Source organism: Streptomyces ortus, assembly GCF_026341275.1.
Taxonomy (GTDB): domain Bacteria; phylum Actinomycetota; class Actinomycetes; order Streptomycetales; family Streptomycetaceae; genus Streptomyces; species Streptomyces ortus.
Genome location: NZ_JAIFZO010000002.1, coordinates 71,019 through 88,388, shown reverse-complemented (window position 1 = coordinate 88,388; position 17,370 = coordinate 71,019). Strand labels below are relative to the sequence as shown.

General features: G+C 70.2%; 21 protein-coding genes. 11 read left to right on the top strand and 10 right to left on the bottom strand.

Annotated elements, in window-relative coordinates:
• The first annotated feature begins 739 nt into the window (after window positions 1-739).
• Window positions 740-1,402, top strand: a complete 663-nt coding sequence (locus K3769_RS40855; RefSeq protein ID WP_308216463.1) for a pentapeptide repeat-containing protein — start codon at window positions 740-742, stop codon at window positions 1,400-1,402.
• A gap of 135 nt (window positions 1,403-1,537) precedes the next feature.
• Here the strand turns inward: K3769_RS40855 and K3769_RS03255 are convergent, their stop codons facing one another.
• The 4 genes from K3769_RS03255 to K3769_RS03240 form a co-directional block, all read right to left on the bottom strand.
• Complete coding sequence (locus K3769_RS03255) at window positions 1,538-1,885, bottom strand: hypothetical protein (protein WP_267024924.1); 348 nt, start codon at window positions 1,883-1,885, stop codon at window positions 1,538-1,540.
• Window positions 1,886-2,051: 166 nt separating this feature from the next.
• Window positions 2,052-2,495 carry a hypothetical protein gene (locus K3769_RS03250; RefSeq protein WP_267024923.1) on the bottom strand — a complete coding sequence of 148 codons (444 nt, stop codon included), beginning with the start codon at window positions 2,493-2,495 and terminating at the stop codon, window positions 2,052-2,054.
• A 378-nt stretch (window positions 2,496-2,873) separates the two neighbouring features.
• Window positions 2,874-4,010 carry a site-specific integrase gene (locus tag K3769_RS03245; RefSeq protein ID WP_267024922.1) on the bottom strand — a complete coding sequence of 379 codons (1,137 nt, stop codon included), beginning with the start codon at window positions 4,008-4,010 and terminating at the stop codon, window positions 2,874-2,876.
• A 58-nt stretch (window positions 4,011-4,068) separates the two neighbouring features.
• Window positions 4,069-4,959, bottom strand: a complete 891-nt coding sequence (locus tag K3769_RS03240; RefSeq protein ID WP_267024921.1) for a hypothetical protein — start codon at window positions 4,957-4,959, stop codon at window positions 4,069-4,071.
• On the opposite strand from K3769_RS03240, the gene K3769_RS03235 reads away from it, so the two are divergent.
• On the top strand, window positions 4,946-5,101 hold the full coding sequence (locus K3769_RS03235; RefSeq protein WP_267024920.1) for a hypothetical protein: 156 nt from the start codon (window positions 4,946-4,948) through the stop codon (window positions 5,099-5,101). The two genes, K3769_RS03240 and K3769_RS03235, sit on opposite strands and share 14 nt — an antisense overlap.
• 296 nt (window positions 5,102-5,397) lie before the next feature.
• On the opposite strand, the gene K3769_RS03230 is transcribed toward K3769_RS03235, so the two are convergent.
• On the bottom strand, window positions 5,398-6,429 hold the full coding sequence (locus tag K3769_RS03230; protein WP_267024919.1) for an acyl carrier protein: 1,032 nt from the start codon (window positions 6,427-6,429) through the stop codon (window positions 5,398-5,400).
• Between the two features lie 107 nt (window positions 6,430-6,536).
• On the opposite strand from K3769_RS03230, the gene K3769_RS03225 reads away from it, so the two are divergent.
• Window positions 6,537-6,785, top strand: coding sequence for a hypothetical protein (locus tag K3769_RS03225; protein ID WP_267024918.1), 249 nt, complete (start codon window positions 6,537-6,539; stop codon window positions 6,783-6,785).
• 104 nt (window positions 6,786-6,889) lie between these two features.
• Here the strand turns inward: K3769_RS03225 and K3769_RS03220 are convergent, their stop codons facing one another.
• On the bottom strand, window positions 6,890-7,594 hold the full coding sequence (locus tag K3769_RS03220) for a hypothetical protein (protein WP_267024917.1): 705 nt from the start codon (window positions 7,592-7,594) through the stop codon (window positions 6,890-6,892).
• A 445-nt stretch (window positions 7,595-8,039) separates the two neighbouring features.
• Here K3769_RS03220 and K3769_RS03215 point away from each other — a divergent pair, with 445 nt between their 5' ends.
• The 7 genes from K3769_RS03215 (at window position 8,040) to K3769_RS03185 (ending at window position 14,087) form a co-directional block, all read left to right on the top strand.
• Window positions 8,040-8,828 (top strand): hypothetical protein, encoded by a 789-nt coding sequence (locus K3769_RS03215; protein WP_267024916.1) that lies wholly within the window; start codon window positions 8,040-8,042, stop codon window positions 8,826-8,828.
• Window positions 8,829-9,214: 386 nt separating this feature from the next.
• Window positions 9,215-9,736, top strand: a complete 522-nt coding sequence (locus K3769_RS03210; protein WP_267024915.1) for a hypothetical protein — start codon at window positions 9,215-9,217, stop codon at window positions 9,734-9,736.
• A gap of 1,011 nt (window positions 9,737-10,747) precedes the next feature.
• Window positions 10,748-11,986, top strand: coding sequence for a DUF6884 domain-containing protein (locus K3769_RS03205; protein WP_267024914.1), 1,239 nt, complete (start codon window positions 10,748-10,750; stop codon window positions 11,984-11,986).
• Between the two features lie 32 nt (window positions 11,987-12,018).
• Window positions 12,019-12,570, top strand: coding sequence for a hypothetical protein (locus K3769_RS03200; protein WP_267024913.1), 552 nt, complete (start codon window positions 12,019-12,021; stop codon window positions 12,568-12,570).
• A gap of 104 nt (window positions 12,571-12,674) precedes the next feature.
• The gene (locus tag K3769_RS03195) at window positions 12,675-13,007 is read left to right on the top strand and encodes a hypothetical protein (protein WP_267024912.1); all 333 of its coding nucleotides are present in this window, start codon (window positions 12,675-12,677) and stop codon (window positions 13,005-13,007) included.
• Between the two features lie 31 nt (window positions 13,008-13,038).
• Window positions 13,039-13,479, top strand: coding sequence for a hypothetical protein (locus K3769_RS03190; protein WP_267024911.1), 441 nt, complete (start codon window positions 13,039-13,041; stop codon window positions 13,477-13,479).
• A complete protein-coding gene (locus tag K3769_RS03185) occupies window positions 13,476-14,087 on the top strand; it encodes an NUDIX hydrolase (RefSeq protein WP_282566099.1) in 612 nt (203 codons plus the stop codon). Before K3769_RS03190 ends, K3769_RS03185 begins: the two co-directional genes overlap by 4 nt.
• Before the next feature lie 307 nt (window positions 14,088-14,394).
• On the opposite strand, the gene K3769_RS03180 is transcribed toward K3769_RS03185, so the two are convergent.
• Both K3769_RS03180 and K3769_RS03175 read right to left on the bottom strand, forming a co-directional pair.
• On the bottom strand, window positions 14,395-15,234 hold the full coding sequence (locus tag K3769_RS03180; protein WP_267024910.1) for a hypothetical protein: 840 nt from the start codon (window positions 15,232-15,234) through the stop codon (window positions 14,395-14,397).
• 195 nt (window positions 15,235-15,429) lie between these two features.
• A complete protein-coding gene (locus K3769_RS03175; protein WP_267024909.1) occupies window positions 15,430-15,738 on the bottom strand; it encodes a hypothetical protein in 309 nt (102 codons plus the stop codon).
• Window positions 15,739-15,972: 234 nt separating this feature from the next.
• Between K3769_RS03175 and K3769_RS03170 the strand changes: the two genes are divergently transcribed.
• A complete protein-coding gene (locus K3769_RS03170) occupies window positions 15,973-16,644 on the top strand; it encodes a helix-turn-helix domain-containing protein (protein ID WP_267024908.1) in 672 nt (223 codons plus the stop codon).
• Window positions 16,645-16,821: 177 nt separating this feature from the next.
• Here the strand turns inward: K3769_RS03170 and K3769_RS03165 are convergent, their stop codons facing one another.
• Window positions 16,822-16,986, bottom strand: a complete 165-nt coding sequence (locus K3769_RS03165; RefSeq protein WP_267024907.1) for a hypothetical protein — start codon at window positions 16,984-16,986, stop codon at window positions 16,822-16,824.
• 60 nt (window positions 16,987-17,046) lie between these two features.
• Complete coding sequence (locus tag K3769_RS03160; RefSeq protein WP_267024906.1) at window positions 17,047-17,223, bottom strand: hypothetical protein; 177 nt, start codon at window positions 17,221-17,223, stop codon at window positions 17,047-17,049.
• Window positions 17,224-17,370: the final 147 nt, after the last annotated feature.

Sequence of the window (17,370 nt, the reverse complement as noted above, 5' to 3'; positions counted from 1 at the left end):
GACCTGAACAGCGCATAAAGCAAGCCGTCTTTATGCACGTCGCCAACCCGGACCGTAGCGTTTCAGCTGCCCCGCCTTCACCACAGACCTCCTGCGGCTCGCAATCCATCCGCAGGTGTTGGCGGAACCGATGAGAAGGCCGCCCGGGAACCGCCCCGTGATCGAACCCGGAAACCGAGAAACGGCTCACTTCGGACATCATCGTGGGTGGCGTCTGTGCTAGTCGATTGCGCTCGGTTGCGGCGAGGACCGGTGCACTGGAAGGAGAGTCTCCGTAGTTGCTGTGTTTCCGATAGCGATAGGTATACGTCGATCAACAGCCCCGACTGCGATCTCGGCGGCGCTTGGCACATACGAGCTCGCAGCACGATCTTGTTGAAGCGTCCTGGCGGCTCGGCGGACGCCGGCCATGCGCCGCCTGGCATGAAAGGAAGCGACATTAGATGGCGCGCGCGGTGGCAGCCGAAGAATCACAGTTCCCAGTTCTGCGGGGTTTCACATGCGGAACCGGCGATACAACTGTCCCCGCTGCGCGCCGGTTGCACACTGCCTGTTGAGGGGCAACCCCCGCTCGGCTTCGGACGACGACAGGAGAACCTGTGCTGGTACACCCCCCACCGATCGACAGGTTCCTCAGGTCCCTGCTCTCGGCGTCCGAAAGCTGCGGATTTCTCGGTGCCGTAGCACTGCTCGCACGCGCGTCCGAAGCTGAGTCACAGCACCGTAAGTTGACCGACGACTGGACAAGCCTGCACGACATCACCGGCCCAGCGCTGGCACTCCTCTGCCCAGTGCCGACCGACGCGCTGCCCCGAGGCGTGCGCAACCCCAAGGACGCCGGCCGGGGTGTGGTGGCGGAGGGGATGGCGCTCGACGTTCCCTCCGCACAGCATTTGTTCGAAGAGAAGTTCTGGAACGGTCTCCCCTACCGACTCGGGCCCGACGCGTTCGTGATGCCGGAGCGGCCGGCTCCCGCCGAGGTGCACTCGAGCGGCTGGACCCGGACCGTCACTGCCGCAGCGGCGTTCTTCGGACTCCAGGGCGCACACTTCCCCTGCCTCGTCGTACTGAGCATGAGGGAGAAGCGCGGCACGGTGATCCCTGTCGACGAGTCATTCGACGTCTCCGAGTTCCTCAAGGTGCTCACAGACCGCATGGGACTTGCGCCCGCGACCTTGGGGCAACGGCTCGACGAACGCGAACAACTCCGCTGTTTGATCGGCCAGTACCAGACGGGCTTGGAGCCCGCCCAGACGCAGGCCCTGAGCCGGAACTCGCGGGGGCCGACTTGTCCAGGGCGGATCTCGCGGGGGCCAACCTGGTCGAGGCGGATCTCACAGAGGTCGCCCTGGTGGGGACGGATCTCACGGAGGCCCGCCTGTCCTGGGTGGATCTTATTTAGGTTCTCTGGTCAGAGCGGACCTGGTGGCCGTCCGACTATGGGGCCCAGATGCGGGATCGATTGGTACCTCTGGCACGTTGAGCGGCCAGCCAAGGCGCACGCCCTACGGCAGCGGTACCACCCCATCTGGTGCAATTAAGCTCGTTTGAGACAGGTCTGCGGGACCTGCCCGCCGCGGACGACCCGCCACACGTGCCCATCCCTGCCGCATGCCCGGTAGGCCGGGCCGGACGCAGTCCGCCCGATGGCCACCACGCAGGACCGCACGCGGTCGCCCCGGTGGAGATAGTGGTCGACCCGGGTGTGCATCGTCGCCACCGGCCCCTCGGTCGGGGCGGGGCGCCGGACTGCCACCTTCCTGCCCGTCACCTTCCACCAGGTCGAGCACGGCTTTGCAGACACCGGGGCGGCCGGCGAGGCCGCCACGAGCGTGGAGCCTACGAGGGACAGGTCGAGAGCCGTCGTCGTGATCAGTCGCTTCATGCTCCGGCCAACTGACAGCCGCAGGCCGGGTATCGGCCCCGCCGCAAAGATCACCCGCCCGTGAGGAATTCAACCGTCGGCGGACGCCGGTCCGCGGACCGGCGAGACACTGGAACGCCCAGCGGTGTGCCCGCGTCCGGCCCGATGCTGCCGCCGCCGGGCACCGTCAGCGGCTGGCCTGCTCACGCAGAAAGTGCCGCTCCTTGTACCGGCGCACCAGCTGCCACCGCTTCGTGGCATACGACAAGTCCTCCCGGCAGGCGTCGAGGAACACCGCCTGCGCTGCGACCACCGCGTCAGCCCGTTGCTGGAAGCGGGCACTGTCCTTCTCGACCAGCTCCAGGTCGCTGACCGCGGTGACCAGGTTCTCCGCCGCGGCGATGACCGGCACCGTGCCGCACAGCCGCACGCCGTGCAGCGCACCGATGAGTTCGTCACTGACCTCCCAGGCCTGCGGGATCTGGCCCAGCAGCAGCTTGTTCGCCGCCCGGCCCGCCTCACGTTGCAGGTGGGAGAACTGGAACGCGTAGTTGAACACGCGGGTGGAGGCATCGAGCAGCCGCCGGTACGCCGCCTGTCCGGCGTCGTCGTCACCAGCCGGGTCGAGCACGGCCTGCTGCTCGCCAAGACGGTCGCCGCCCGCGCCCGCCGGGTGCTCCGGGCCAAGGTCCGCGAGCTGGAGAAGTCGGACGCGCCTGCCCTCCGGCGAATGGAAGACGGACTCAGGATCATCCCCGTCTGCCCGGCGGGCGATCGAGGAGATCAGGTTCGCCCAGGCCGTCAGGGCGGAGGAGGCGGCAAATACCGCGGCCGGGTTCCTTGCTTCCTACGAGCAGAGGTAGTTCCTGAAGCGGATGGATCGCGCGGCGGACGACACCCCCTGACGTGCGTACCCACGGCGTAGGCCTCCGGGACGTTCCAGGCAGGCCGGTAGGCACGGCTTTCACCGGTGGCGTCCCCTCGTACAGCGTGCCGCCCAGTTCCCTCTTCACAGGCCGATCCCCTCGGTCGCGGCGTCCTCGAACGCCTCGCCTTCGTCCACGTACTCCCAGAACACGGGCGAGTTGGCCGACCAGCCGCCCTGATGGCGCAGCTTCTCGACGCGCTTGCCCTTCTTGCGGCCGGTGGTGACCAGGCCGCGCCGTGCGGAGTGGCCGGTGATTCGGCGTCCGGTCAGGCCCGCGTACTGCGCGCAGCGGGCGAGCGCGCGGCCGACCGCGTCCGGCGACAGGCGCACGGTGCCTTGGTTGCCCCACTGGTCGACGGGCAGGAACGCCGGGCCGCCCGGTGTGGCGCCGGCCGTGAGCTTGGCTTGCAGGTACGCACGCCAGCAGCGCACCGGGCAGGTGTCGATGTCCTCGCCGTAGGTGACGGGCACGGGGCGGGGCGGGCGTCCTTTCACCGAGGGCACGTGCACCATCAGGCCCTCGTCCACGGCCTCGATGTCCGGGTCGTCCAGCACGGACATCTCCTCGTTGCGGCCCGCGACCGCGAACTTGAGGGAGTGGAGCGCCTTGTCCCGCAGCCGGGTCAGCTCCGGGACCACGATGGTGTGCTGCCGCCGGGCGTCCGGCCGCGGGCCGCGCTCGCGCGGCGCGTTGGCCATCTTGCGCAGGTCGGCCGGGGTGATGGCGGACGCTTTGCCGCGGCCTCGCTGCTGGCGCCGCTTGTCCAGGCGCAGCGGCTTCAACGCGCGCCGGGCCGCCTCGGTGGCCTCCTTGGGCACGGTGTGACCGCGTCTGCGGGCCTCCGAGGTGACGCCGGTGATCCGGCGCTCGATCGTGTTCGGTGGCGCCTGGATTACCTGGTCCAGGTACGTCACGAACGACACGAAGGTGCCCACGGTGACCTTGCTGAGCGGCAGCAGGGCGCCGGTCCGCGCGGCGAGCCAGTCGTGGAACTCCCCCCAGATCTGCCAGTCCCGCGCGTAGCCGTCCTTCGTCTTCTTCGGCCGGATGTCGTTCAGGTGCTCCTCGGCGTCCGCGTCCAGGGCCTTGAGGACGGCGTCCACCGGGTCGTGCACGGCCACCTCGCCGACGCCGGGGACGTGATCGTCCTCGACCAGCTCGGCGTCGACCACCTCCACCGGCTCCAGCTCGCTTCCGCACTCCTGGGCGGTCGTCACTTGGCGGCCTCCACCTCGTCGGCGAGCTTGCCGCCCCGGGCGGTGGCGTCGGACCTACTCATCGTCCGTCACTTCCCGTCCGCGGTGAGCCAGCGCAGCAAGAGGGTGGTGTCGCTCTGCACGGCCTTCTCCTCGCCGGTGCGGATGTGCTCCAGCAGCGCGAGGCCCGGGGTGGGCTCGCGGTAGACCAGGACCACGGTGTCGTCCTCGTCGTCCGGCAGGATGTCGGGCAGCGTGCGCCACGACCAGTCCCGTCGGGCACCCGCCCGTGCGGCGCGGACCTCGCCGACACGTACGGCAAGGGGCCGGTAGCCGATGCGGTGCAGCAGGGCGAGCCCGGGGTCCTCGTCCTGCTCGCAGTCGGCGGGGCACGGCGGGCTCGTTCCGCGTTGCAGCGGCGTGCCACCTCGCGGACCAGCTCTGCGAGCTGCATCACGTCCGCCTTCGGAGCGTCGCCCACGGCGACGGTGCGGGCCAGCTCCAGCGTCTGGCGCACCAAATGCTCGGGCGTCAGCTCGGTGGCGTTCTCCCGCTGCAGGTACTCCAGCGCCTCGTCGGTCGTGACCATCGGCACGGACCCGCGCGCCGGGCCCATCCACGTCGGGAGGTTGTCGGCACCGTCCAGGTCCGAGAGGCGGTGGGCCTGGAGCCGGACGGTGCCCCGGCTCGTCTCGCCCGCGAAGGCCTCGCCGGCGGTCTCGGTCGGGTACGGCTTGCGGCCGGTACGGATCAGGCGTTCGATCTCCGTCCGCACGCCCTCCGGGGTCCGGCCGGGGAACAGCCCGGACTCCCGGAACAGGTCGGCGGCCTCGTCGAGCCGCAGCACGACACGGTCGGCCTGGCCGCCGGTGCGCTCCTGCTGGACGGCCAGTACGGCGGCGAGCATGTCCGCGGCCGACTTGCCCGGAGTGGTCTTCTCCAACTCGCTGCGGAGCTTGAGGAGTTCCACAGACTGGTCCTGGAGCTGGGAGGCGGCCCACGCCACGGGCGGCCTCCGCCTCGACGTCCTCCTCGGCGTCACGGCGGTAGCGCTCGTCGACGGCGGCGCATACGTCCTCGGTGCACAGCATCCGGGCCACGGCCTCGGCTGATCCGTCGGGGTACTGGAAGGTGGCGACGTCGGCGTCGGCCAGTTCGGCGGCGATGCACTCGGAGACCATCCGCAGGCCCTCACGGGCGTTGGCCTTCAGCGGCGCAAGGTGGTCGTCGGTGAGCAGCGCCATGGGTCCGGTGTCGGCATCCCAGCGGAGGCGGTGGACGTGGACGGTGTAGTGGCGGTCCGGCTCTCCCGGTACGAGGAGCAGCGGTACGGACAACGGCATGGGGGAGAGATCCTCTCGGGTCGGAAACCGTGCGCGTGAGGTGGCCGAAGTCGATGTGTCGTGTGTCAATGAGCCGCCCGTACCGCGAGCAGCTCGCGCACGTATGCGGCAACCGCGGACGGGGTCGGATGATCAAAAATCAGCGTCGCGGGCAGTTCGAGGCCGAAGTCGTGGTTGAGCCTGTTCCGCAGGTCAATCGCGGTCAGCGAATCGAAACCGGCGTCCTCGAACGTGCCCGACTCCCGCAGACCTTGGATGCTGGTGCGATCCAGGGCTGCGGCGGCGTGTTCCAGCACCAGGTATGCCAGCACTTCCTCTTGTTGTGCCACGGGCAACAACGCGAGCTGCTGGGCGAGAGCTTCGGGGTCTCCAACGTCCTTCCGCAGCAAGATCGGGAGAGCCCGAGCGGCGTCGTGGACGGCCCCCTGCTGGCCGGGGGCTTCGGCACCCTCCAGATCCCCGCCCTCCTGCAGCAGCTCGGCTAGGACGTCGTCGTACTGTGCTGCGGAGTCCTGCGGTGTCTTTGTCGTGGAGCGCGCGACCGCGGTCGCCCTCGCCAGTACGGCCCGTGCGCGTGTGACGTCGCGGGTGGCCTGCTTCAGGTTGAGCAGAGCCTGGTCCAGGGACGCGACGGCGTCGGCAACCGGGTCGTTCTCGGTCCTGGGCTCGTGGGTCCGCTCGTAATAGACCGGGTCGACGCCCATTGCGGACCGTGCAACGGTGGCGGAGGTGCCGGAGTCGAACGGGGGCTTCTCCACGGACTCGCCGGAACCGGCCGGGCCGAGCAGCGTCATGGCGCGCTTCCACTTGAGCGTCCATTTCCCGGACAGCTCGCGCCGCTCCTCATGCGACAGTTGGCGGACCCTGACGACGATGTCGACGATGGCCTGCACGGTCTGCATGGTGGGCAGCCGCTGGCCGCCGAGCGCGTGCATCAGCGTGGACCGCCCGATCCTGGGGGGAGAGACGCTCGACAGGCTGGACACGGCCTCGCCCGGCGCGACGGCGGTGTCGACGAACGCGCGCAGGTCGGTGACGAAGGCGCGGAGCACCGGATCGGCGTCCTCGGGGATGGGTTTCATGGGGCGTCCGGCCATCACACACCCCTCTCTAGCTGCGAAACTCGTTGTCTCGCATTGTCTGCGATATTGTCCAGGCTACTGGAAAAGTCGTTCGCGGCTCTGTATGACCCTCGGGGGTTCACGTGTTCACGCTCCTGTTCTTCGCCGCCCCGGCGCCACCCACCTCCACCGCCTCGGCCAGTGTCGCGTGGCTCGTGACCGACGTCCTGGCGTCCCTGCTGGTCGGTGCGGTCGCCTTCTACGGCTCCCAGAGGCCCGCGCCGGTCGGTCTCGGTCTCGGCTTCTACCCGGCGCTGTTCCTCGGCGCGGGCGGCGCCGCGGTAACCTTCTTCGGCCTCTTCGGGGTGTTCCGGGACCTCGGGCTGATCTGAGCCCCGCACCCCGCCGGTCCCCGCCGTCCGTCCGTCGCGCCGCCGCATCCTCACATCGGATGCGGCGGCCGTCGGCTGTCCGGCCCGTGCCACGGCGAAGTGCTTCACCGGTCTTCCCCCCGGCGGGTGAGCCGGTAGGTGTCCACGGCCGTCTCGCCGGCGCCGAACGTGGCCTCGCCCGGGTCGGCGACCGTGGTACCGGTCCGGGTGCCGGGGACCTGCTCGTCCAGGGCCGCGACGCGGCGGGCCAGGCGCTGGTGCGCGGCCTGCCTGCTCACGCCGAGCGCACCGCCGATGTCGGCCCACGAGCCGCCGCCATGCTGGACGGCACCGGCCGCCCGGACGGCCGCCGCCGCGGCGATGCCCTCCAGCCGGGCGACCGCGGTGAGCGCGGCCAGCGGCCGCTGTTCGCCGAGTCCGGCGAGCCGGACTCGGACGGTGTCGAGCAGATCCGCGATCTCGCCGGGCACCGCGGTCGACGTGGCCGGGGCGACGTGGACGGTCCACCACTCCGCGTACGGACCGCTCATCTCCTCGCCGTCGGTGCCGTCGGTCCGGTCGTCGTCGCCGAAGTAGACCGGGTGCACCGTGCTGCCGCGCCAGGTCCGCACCACCTCGTCGACGCTCTCGGCGTAGCAGTCGCATCCGGCCCGCACGCCGGTGGCGCGCGGGCGGCCGTCGGTGCCGTCGAAGCACCACCACGCGGTGTTGTCGCCGTGGGGATTGTCGGCGGCGGTGGCGTCGCGGCCGTCGGCGAGCACCGCGACGAGGTGACCCTCGTGCAGTCCGTCGTCGGTGACCCAGCCCATGAGTGACTCCCCTTCTCGCAGGTTTTCGTCAAGGATCCTTGACAAGCCCCGACCCTCCCACCAGGCACACGCTCCTGTCAAGGTTCCTTGACACGTATCGTCCGCCCGGTTTGTCGCCTCGGATATGGCACATTCTCCGAGCCGAGACGCCCCGGCCCGGCACTTCGCCGAATCCGTCAGGAATAGACTGACGCGGGCTCACAGTAGATGTTTCCTGACGTGAAACAGCCGTCAGGACCGGCCGTGCGAACAGCACCGTCAGGCACGATCGTCCCATCGCGCGAGATATGGGAAACCCTGACGCATGAAGGGCGTCAGGGAGTACGGGACGCATCGCATGCGCGTGCCCTGCCTGACGGAGTGCCGACGTCAGGATGTACGGGACGGTGCGGCCGGGCGGGTCCGGCCTGACGGGCGCGGGGGCGTCAGTTGTAGCCTGACGGGCATGAGTGACACTGCCGCCGCCCCGTCCGAGCCGCTCTCCCCCCGGGACGAGGCGCACGTTGCGTACGGGCTGCGCGCCCGCGCCCTCGGCGACCTCGCCTACGGCCTGCTCGCCCACGACCCCGACGCCCCGCCCGGCGACCGGGTGCGCCGCGCCCTCGCCCTGCGCGAGCGCCTGGACGCCCTGATCGCCCAGGCCGGGGTCGCCGACAAGGAGGACGGCGCCACCTGGAGCGAGATCGGCACGGCCGCCGGGATCACCCGCCAGTCCGCCCAGGGACGGTGGTCCCCTCACGTCACCGCCTGGGCCGCGACCGGCCGCCGCGCACTGCGCGACCACCACGGGCTGACCGCCCTGGGCGCCGCCGCCGGCCTGGACGCCGCGCACGCCCGCGCCGCCGACGACGACGACCAGCAGCACGTCTTCAGCCGCGCCCTGGACGCGGTGCGCTTCCCCGGCGCCGAGGCCGCCGAGCGGGCCCGCCGCGAACGCGCCGTCACCGTCCGCGCCCGCCTCGCCGTCCTCGCCGACACCGACGGCCGCCACCAGGACGAACTGCACCGCCTGGCCCGCACCGGCGCCGCACCCGCCGACCGCGCCGCAGCCCTGCACCACCTCGCCGCGCTGCGCGAGGAAACCGCCGAACGCCACGCCGAACTCGCCCGCCTCGAACCCGACACCGCCGACACCCACCACACCGCCGCCGCGCAGGCCCGCGACCGCGCCGCCCACGACCGCGAGTTCGCCGCTCTGCTCACCTCGCAGGACACTCCCACCCCTACACCGTGACCCAGATCACCCCGGCGTGCGCAAGATTCATTGCCGGTGGCCCCGCTCCCCGGGACCGAGGGAGGAAGGCACCAACACCCGAAGGAGCACACCACCTTGTCTCCCTTTAGCCCCTCCACCAGCTGGTATCACGGCACCCCTCCCGAGGGACTCCCGCTGGCCACTCGTCCGTCGATGTTGAAGGTCACGATCGCCGATGACGGGGTGCGCCTGTGTGACGACCCTGCGACCCCGCTTCAAGCACGCGAACCGGGGAGCCGTCCCGACCTGGTAGGCGTTGTGGCAACGAGCGTCAGGGCATTGAAGGACAGCACCGATGACGACACGTTGGACGGAGTCGCCATGCGAGCCCTCACGCTGCCGGGGGCCCTGAGTGGCGGGAGGCGGTGGGGACGGCCCTGATCGGGAACTGGCACAGGGCCCTGTGGGAGACCGGATACCTGCCGGTGACCGCACTAGGCGCGCTGAAGGCGGAGGTCCGCACGATCCACCGGCAGCTGGTGCCGCTCTGGCGGAGGCGGACCCGCCACGGCCGGGTGCTGTCCCTGGACGCGGCGCTCGGCGACGGTCTGTCGCTGTACGACCTGGTTGCCGCCGACGTCGACGTGCTGGACCAGGTGACGGCCACGGACTTCACGGACCAGCGCATCCAGGCGATGCTGCACAACCTCAATGTCGCCGAGCGGCAGGTCGTGCTCGCGTACGCATACGGCGAGGGCGGCACCTGGACCGAAGCTGCGGCCGTCGCCGGCATCACCGAGCCCGAGGCCTTCGGCGAACGGATGCGGCGCAAGACCCCGACGGCTCGCCGCCGAACAGGCCCGCCGTGCCGCACAGCAACGCCCCGTACCGTCTGCACCTCGTTCCTGCGCCGGTCTGTGTCTGAGCTGGCAGATCTGTCGCTGTAGCGGTCTCGCCGACCCGCAGCCCCGCGGCCACAGCGAGGAAAGTTGCCAACCAACTTTGCTTAACTTATCCCTGGTTGGTTCCTTCTCATAAACAACTTCCTGGCCACCCGTAGTTGTGCAGACTATTTCCGGATAAATGCCTGCTTATCATGCGGCGTGTTACCGAGAGTGACTGGATTCTCGCCAAGTGGCGACACGAGGTGATTCCGGTAATCGGCATGTGGTTAAGTACCGGCATTCCGTCACGCCGGGCGGGAAGCAAGCTCGGCAAGCTTGCGACGGTTTCACGCAGGCTCTTCTTCAACACGGAATTTCTAAGCTGCTTTCCCCTGCTCAAAAATGGGCTTTCGGGGGCGGAATCTAAGGGGTTTTCAATGGCGTTTTCGTGTGCGGACCCGAATTGCCCGTACAGCCGTACAGCGCGGGGCGGGGCATGGGGAGTCGCGGGCGTACTGGGCCTGGGGACCGGAGGGGCGGGGACCGTCATGGTCTGGGAATTGATCCAGTTCAACGGCCCGATGCTGGGAGGTGCAGCCGCGGCGACCGGGCTCCTGGGTGCGGCGTGCGCGGGGCTGATCAAATTGCTCCGGAAGCCGAGCAGTACGAACGAGTAGGAAAAATATCACTGCGACACAAAATCCTCTGACCTTCGGGCAGGGGATTTTTTATTTCTCCCGAAGGCCTGCCCTGCGTTTCCGCCGAGCCTCAGTGGCGCAAGCATGGGCGGTGTCAGTAAGTCCCAGATCGCCGTGGAATACGTCGCCCCTCTCAAGCTCAAGTAGCGGTTATGGCGCGGAGCCAGGGGCCATCCGCCTGCCTGGGGTGCCGGTACGAAACCTCGACGCCCTCGCGGTACCGCTTCCCCTCCGCGCGGGCCGATGCCCGTCGACCTCGCCGTCGTCGGCCGTCCGAGCCGACGGCGGGACACCGCATCACTCGTACGGTGCAAGATTCCGCCACGATTCTCCGGGAGCTAGACGGAGCCCCCTTCCTTCCGGCATGCTCGGGTTCATGCAGAACAAGGAGAACCGGGGCAGAATCCGTCGGGACGCCGCTCTGCGGAACGAGGGCTTCTCGATGCGCCGCCCGGACGGCACCCGGGCCCGCCGCCCGCTGTGGGACACCGGGTGGGGTCCGGAGCGGGCCGTCCGCTATGCCGATCGCTGCGCGCGGCACGTCGACGCGGACCGCCTCCAGCTGCGCGTCCGTGGCCGCGCCGCGGTCCGTCTCGACTTCCCGTACGCCGCGGGCCGGGGACCCCAGCGCGCCGTCGCCGCTCTCGCCGTCGCCGCGCACTTCGGTCTGCGGGCCCGCCGCCTCGACCGGGCCGGGCGGGCGCTGCGGGTGACCGGCGACGCCGAGGAGGTGGCCCGCTACACCGCCGCACTGCCCAGGGTCCTGGAACACGCCGAGGAACTGGCCTCCTGGGCGGCCCGGATGTACGGGAGCTGGACCCGGCACAGTGCGCACGCCGCGTTCTTCGGCGCGCTGACGGCGCACGGGCGCCGCTGCCACGCCCGTACCTGGCGCTTCGCCGTGTTCCGCGCGATCGTGGCCGTACTGACCGGCCCGGAAAACACCTCCGTGCCCGAACCGGACCCCGCTCAGCTGCCCTGGGAGCAGGCCGACGCGATCGCCGGAGGTCTCGGCCGCTACGGCTGGGTCGACATCCGTCACGCCTACAACCCGGCCGACGCCGTCCGGCTGCTGGACCAGGCCGCCCCCGTACCCACCCCGGCCGCCGGACGGTGGCCGGTCGACGAGGCCCGCGGTGAGCAGCTGAGCCTCTTCGACGTGCCGGCCGCGGCGCCGCTCCCGGGCGGGCCCGTCGTCGTCATCCCCTGCTCGGGGCCCAAATTGGACCACGCCGCCCTGGCCTGTGAGCTGTACACCGGCACGACGCACACGCACGCACGCCGGACCGCCGACGCCCTCACCGCCCGCGGCGGGACCGTCCTGGTGCTCAGCGCGCTGCACGGCGTCCTGCCCCTGGACCGGGTCATCGAGCCGTACGACCACACCTGGGAGGACCCCGGCAGCGTCACCGCAGAGGAACTGCGCGCCCAGGTCGCCGAGCTGGGGCTGACCGACGCCGACGTCGTGCTGCTCACCCCGAGCCGGTACACCCGCCGCGCCCTCGACGTCTGGCCGCACGCCGACACCCCGCTCGCCCACCTCGGCATCGGACAGCAGCGCGGCCGCCTCACCGCCCTGCGCGCCCGCCCCGAGCGCTACGCCACCGCAGCCTGACCCGCACCACCCGACCCGCCCACAGGAGCATCATGAAGATCACCATCGAAGGCGCCTCCGAGGCCTTCGAGCGCAAGCTGCTCGCCCTCCTCGCCGAGCACCGCCACGAACTGCTCGTCACCGCGGACACCGAGTGGACGGTCGAGCGCGCCGAACGCTACCTCCGCTCGCTCCCCGCCGGCGCCCGCCGCTTCGCCGAGATCGTCGTGATCGACGGCGACGGCTACGCCGACGCCGACGCCCTGCGCAGCGTCATCGGCAAGCTCAACGGGCCCACCATCGCCCTGTCCCGTGCCATCCCGCGCGGGGTGCGCGAGGGCTGGTGGCCGGAGGGCACCTCGGCGCCCATCACCGTGGTGTACGACCCGGAGAACCCCTCCTGGCAGAAGGCCAAGGGATACGAGATGACCGGGGAGAACGTGCCCGTCTTCCGTGAAGCGCTGAGGAACCTGCTCCTGTCCTCGGCGCGCCCCTGGTCCGGTGAGGCGCCGTCAGGCCTCGACGTGCCGCCGGGCTGGGCGACGGCGGACGACGTCCCCCGCGCCCTGGACCCCGGCAGCAGCGATTTCGAGCAGGGCAGTTGATGCAGCTCAGACGGGAGTTGCGCGGCTAGCCCCCCGATCCCTGAGAGTCGGCCCGGTCCGTCAGCCCGGCGGACCCATCCGTCATCTCGCAGGAGTGAACCGTCATGCCCGTCCTCGTCTCCCTCGCCCTCGACAAGGGCCTGGACCTGCTCGGCACCGCTGTGGGCCAGGGACTGCTGGTAGTGCTGCTGATCGCGGCCGCGGCAATCACCTGGCTGTGGAGCCGCCGCCCGGCCGACGCCGTACCGCCGCGCGTACGGCAGTTCACGCTCCTGCGCACCGAAAACTCCGACGGCTCGCCGGTCCAGTACGAGACCACCCTGCCGACCGGCACCACGATCACGCCCTGGGTCAACGGCCATCAGCGCCGCTACACCCTCACCGACGGCCAGTTGGCCGACAACAGCTTCGCCGCCGAGCCGCTCGACCACCTCTGACGATCGCCCACTACACCCCCAAGGAGACGACATGTCGTTACCGCCCGACGCACTGACCACGGCGGACACCCTGTGGCAGCGCCTTGCCGAGCATCAGCCCGCCGTGGCGGCCGCGCTCGCCATGCAGGTGCGCGCGCTGCCCGAGGACTGGTCCCAGCGCGTCCTCGGCGTGGCCCGGCCGCACGCCGCGCTGGAGCTGCCCGCCACCGCCGTACCCATGGAGATCGAGCCGTACGACGCCGCCGACTGGGAGAACTGCCCGGCCTGCAGCGAACTCGACCGGCCCTGCCGCTACCACGAGGGCTACACCACCGGCTACGAAGCGCTGAACCAGCCGCTCACCGAGGCCGCCCGCGTCGACCCGAAGGTCACCGTCGTGGACGCCCTGCGACGGCTGACCGAGGCGAACGAGGCCGCCGAGCGCGGCGAACTCGCCGCCGCCGTGGAACGGCTGACCGGGGAGCAGGGATGACGGCGACCGCGGGCTTCCTGGTCGTCCCACCCCTCGACCTGACCCCCGGCACGCTGCTGGTCGCGGTCGGCCCCGGAGCCTCCGGCAAGTCGACGTACGCCGTCACCACCGCGGCGGTCGACGTCGTGGTCGAGCAGCCGCCCGCCGACGGAGCGAACGCCTGGCACTACACGGCCGACGTGGTGGCGGTCGACCCGGACGGCCGGGTGCTGCTCATCGAGCGCCGCTGGGAGCCGTTCACTGGCTGCTGGGCCCTGCCGGGCGGGCACCTGGACGAAGGCGAGGACTCCCGGCACGCCGCCGCCAGGGAGCTGGCCGAAGAGGCCGGGGTCCGGGTCGACGCCGCCGACCTGACGCTGATCGGCACCTACGACGCTCCCGGCCGCGACCCGCGCGGGCGGTACAGCACGGACGCTTACCTCGCCCGGGTGCCCGCCGACACCGTCGCGGTGGCCGACGACGACGCGGCGAACGTGCGGTGGGTGGAACTGAGTAGCGCCGAGGAGGATGGCACCCTGGCGTTCGACCACGCCGACATCCTGCGCGTCGCCGGCCGCATGCTGACCGGCGGAGACGCCGGGGGAGGTCACCTGACCCCCCTGACGTAGGTGCTGCACTTGGTGCACCACGGCGGTGCAATCGCATAACCCGCGGGCCCCGGCTCCCTTGCCGGGGCCCGCGGGTTATCTGGCCAGATAGACCATTCGGAGGGCGCCGCCGGGCTCCAGCATGCGGGTGACCATTCTCAAGGAAGTCAGTCGACCTCGATCTGCTGTACAGGGAGGGACTAACTTCGTTGAGACGGCCATCCTGGCCGCGTTCTCGTGTGGCTACGGTCAGGTGGCGTGTAGGGCTGACAGGACCTGCGGCGACCACTCTGTCCGTCGAGTCCACGATCATCGTCGTGAGCTGCACCTACCTGCCTGTCCCCGACAATGACGCTGGGCCGGAGCTATCTACTGACGCTAGAGGCATCGGCGACGGAGACGGCCCGGCGATCATCGCCTGCACCATCGCCGCGACGACTTCCGCCCGCTGTTCCGGCGATAGGTCAACCGATGCCACCAGGCGCTCCGCTGCGAGATACCGCGAAAACTCCAAAGGCTGGTCAAAGTACGCACGGAGATGCCCCGCCGCTGTCTCCTGCGACCTCACGAACGTGCGGCTCACGAACCCTGCCAACCCTGCCGACACCGTACCGAGTCCGCCCGCGACAATCGCCCCGGCCGTTGAACTCGCATACAACGCCACCAGCGCAAACGTCACCAACAACGCGAATCCGAGCGCCATCGCCAACTGCGCGTTGTGGAACGACCGCGTCGCCTGCCCCTGCGCAATTCGGTGATAGTCGTCCAGCCGGGCATGAGTCACCGCCCACAACGTGGCCAACGAGCGCCCCGGCTCCTTCCCCCGCTCCTCACTCCGCAACGACTCCTCGAACGACTCCTCCGCCTCACGCACACGCGCACGGCTCTCGGAAGCCTCCGGCGGCGCAGGACGAACAACCTTCGACAGCACGCCGATGAAGCCGAATAGGGCGACCAACGGCCCGCCTATGGCCAGGACCCCATAGAGGTCAGAAGCTGTCAGCTTCGGCCCGGACCAGGCCCATAGGTTCACAGAAGGATCCGCTGGTGGCACCTTCGTCCACGCCCATACGCCCGCCGCCAAGACAGCGGTGGATATCAAGGACGTCATGTACAGCCGCCACTTGCGGGGTGTTGGCTCGCTGGCAGGGGTCCCATCGCTCGTCATACCAGGCAGCATGGCGACTGCACCACAAGTATGTTGCAGAACCCCGGCATTGCCTGGCCAGCGGACCCCTTCCGGATGAGCACGACGACTGGGTTGGATGAGAACGGACAGCGGGCGGCACTGGAAGGCCCCGGGGTCGTCGCGACCGTCGGGCCCTTCCTCGGTGCGGTGGCGTCCGGTGACACCGGCGGCCGCTCACTGGCGGTTCCGGCGGGTCCCCCTGCGTTTCCGGCGGCGTTCCAGGAACCGGATGAGAGCCAGCCAGAGGTCGCGCTTGTGCTCGGAGTCCTGGGGGACGACGGCCTGGACGAAGAGGATCGCGCCGGGCGTCACGATCGCGAGCACCACGGCGATGGCGACCACCCACCAGGGGGCGCCCACGAAGGTGAGCGCGCCGATCGCGGCGCCTCCGCCGAGTACGGTGGCGCCCTTCACCCGCGTCGCGCCCGACTGGGGCGTCGGCGGTACCGGGGACGGCCCCGGCTGCTGCGTCGGGGTGCCCATCAGGCGGCCTTCTTCCTGGTCTTGGCCTGCGCGCGGGCACGGGCCCACTCGGCTTCGATCCCCGGCGGGACGTGTAGCTCGCCGCGGCAATGTCAACGAAACCGTGTCCGGCTGGTGTCCGGACAGGACTTCGGCACGGTTGCGGCACTGTCCGGACGGATGCCGGACACGGCCGGACAGCGGTACCGGACGCCTCTACGCTGGGCGGGCACAACCGCACCATCGGAGGTAGCCGTGACCGCAGTTGAGGCCTTCGCCCACCAGCTCCGCCAGTTGCACGCCGCGGCGGGCGCGCCCTCCATGCGGCACATGGCGGCACGGACCGGGTACGGCAAGAGCACGATCAGCGAGGCCTTCGCGGGGCGGCGCCTGCCCACCTGGCCAGTGGTGGAACAGCTCGCCGCCGCACTCGGCGCAGACGCAGACGATCTGCGTGATCGGTGGGTGGCGGCCCGCGGGCGGCCGGACACAACGCAGCCGGTGCCCGAGTGGCTCACCTCCGTGCGCACCAGTGCCGACATCCCCGAGATCACCACCAGCCCGAGCCTTGAGGATGCGGTCGCGGTCGCGCCGACCGATCCGAAGCAGGCCATCGCGTCAAGCTGGGAGGTCCTGCGTGTGGGCGCCTTGCAGCTGGCGCACTGCTACTACGGCGACATCCCGGGGAGCTGGTCGTCGAACGTCGTGGAGACCTACCAGCGGGCCGAGAAGGACGGACTGCTGCCCGCCGGCGTCGCCGCTGTCGCCAACACAGTCCACTACCGGCACGTCGGAGCTCAGTTCCCCGACGAGGACCTGCCGAGCACGGCTGAAATCCTCCAGGTCGTCGTCCTCGCTTACCGGCTGGCCTGGGAGGCACGCGACGTTGTCGAGATCTACGCGGCGGCCAACAAACCCCGGTCGTAGTCCGCTGTTCTCCTACGGCACTGCGGATGTTCGCCCAACACCGCGGGCCCCAGCCCCCCGTGAAGGGGATGACCGGGGCTTGCGCAACCACCAAACGCTGGAGGCCGCGCGAGGAACCGCAGAGAACGCAGTGAGGCCCCCACGGAATCGTGGGGGCCTCACTATGGGCTTGCGAGATCAGCCGCTGACCATGCGGCTGTGCTGGCTGCCGGGCTCGTTGGGGAGCTTCTTGGCGATCTGCTGCTCCGCCGCGGTCTTGCTGGTGGCCACCGCGAATCGGCTGTACGTCTCGCCGGTCGGCTTGTACTCGACCTTCACCTGGTACGCCTGCTGATCAGCCATTTCTTTTCCTCCTTCACGCCTACGGGACTAACCGCAACTTACGAGCAATGCGCTCGCAAGTCAAGAGTCCTTGCGGAGGTCGGTCCGCGCGCCCTGACGCAACCGCACCTGACGGATCTCCTCGGCCGGATAGCCCGAGACGCGCCGGATGTGCCGGCTAGCCAGGATTGCCCGCGCCCGCGACTCGGACACGCCCCAGTGGGCCGCCGCCTGCTCCACCGTCCACAACTCGCCCATAACCGCCTCCCTGACATACGAGCGTAACGCTCGTAACGATAGCCCTGACCGGGCCATTCCCTGCCCCGATCAGGCAGAGCAAGACGCGCATGGACACCAGAAGTCCGGAGCACTCCATGACGACTCGTTCAGGTCGACGGCGAACGC

What these genes read in the sequence shown, in the direction of transcription:
- K3769_RS03200 (WP_267024913.1), top strand. Translation starts at nt 12,019, where the DNA reads ATGAAGATCACCATCGAAGGCGCCTCCGAGGCCTTCGAGCGCAAGCTG.
- K3769_RS03220 (WP_267024917.1), bottom strand. Translation starts at nt 7,594, where the DNA reads ATGGGCTGGGTCACCGACGACGGACTGCACGAGGGTCACCTCGTCGCG.
- K3769_RS03255 (WP_267024924.1), bottom strand. Translation starts at nt 1,885, where the DNA reads ATGAAGCGACTGATCACGACGACGGCTCTCGACCTGTCCCTCGTAGGC.
- K3769_RS03180 (WP_267024910.1), bottom strand. Translation starts at nt 15,234, where the DNA reads ATGACGAGCGATGGGACCCCTGCCAGCGAGCCAACACCCCGCAAGTGG.
- K3769_RS03205 (WP_267024914.1), top strand. Translation starts at nt 10,748, where the DNA reads ATGCAGAACAAGGAGAACCGGGGCAGAATCCGTCGGGACGCCGCTCTG.
- K3769_RS03185 (WP_282566099.1), top strand. Translation starts at nt 13,476, where the DNA reads ATGACGGCGACCGCGGGCTTCCTGGTCGTCCCACCCCTCGACCTGACC.
- K3769_RS03160 (WP_267024906.1), bottom strand. Translation starts at nt 17,223, where the DNA reads ATGGGCGAGTTGTGGACGGTGGAGCAGGCGGCGGCCCACTGGGGCGTG.
- K3769_RS03195 (WP_267024912.1), top strand. Translation starts at nt 12,675, where the DNA reads ATGCCCGTCCTCGTCTCCCTCGCCCTCGACAAGGGCCTGGACCTGCTC.
- K3769_RS03230 (WP_267024919.1), bottom strand. Translation starts at nt 6,429, where the DNA reads ATGGCCGGACGCCCCATGAAACCCATCCCCGAGGACGCCGATCCGGTG.
- K3769_RS03190 (WP_267024911.1), top strand. Translation starts at nt 13,039, where the DNA reads ATGTCGTTACCGCCCGACGCACTGACCACGGCGGACACCCTGTGGCAG.
- K3769_RS03175 (WP_267024909.1), bottom strand. Translation starts at nt 15,738, where the DNA reads ATGGGCACCCCGACGCAGCAGCCGGGGCCGTCCCCGGTACCGCCGACG.
- K3769_RS03215 (WP_267024916.1), top strand. Translation starts at nt 8,040, where the DNA reads ATGAGTGACACTGCCGCCGCCCCGTCCGAGCCGCTCTCCCCCCGGGAC.
- K3769_RS03165 (WP_267024907.1), bottom strand. Translation starts at nt 16,986, where the DNA reads ATGGCTGATCAGCAGGCGTACCAGGTGAAGGTCGAGTACAAGCCGACC.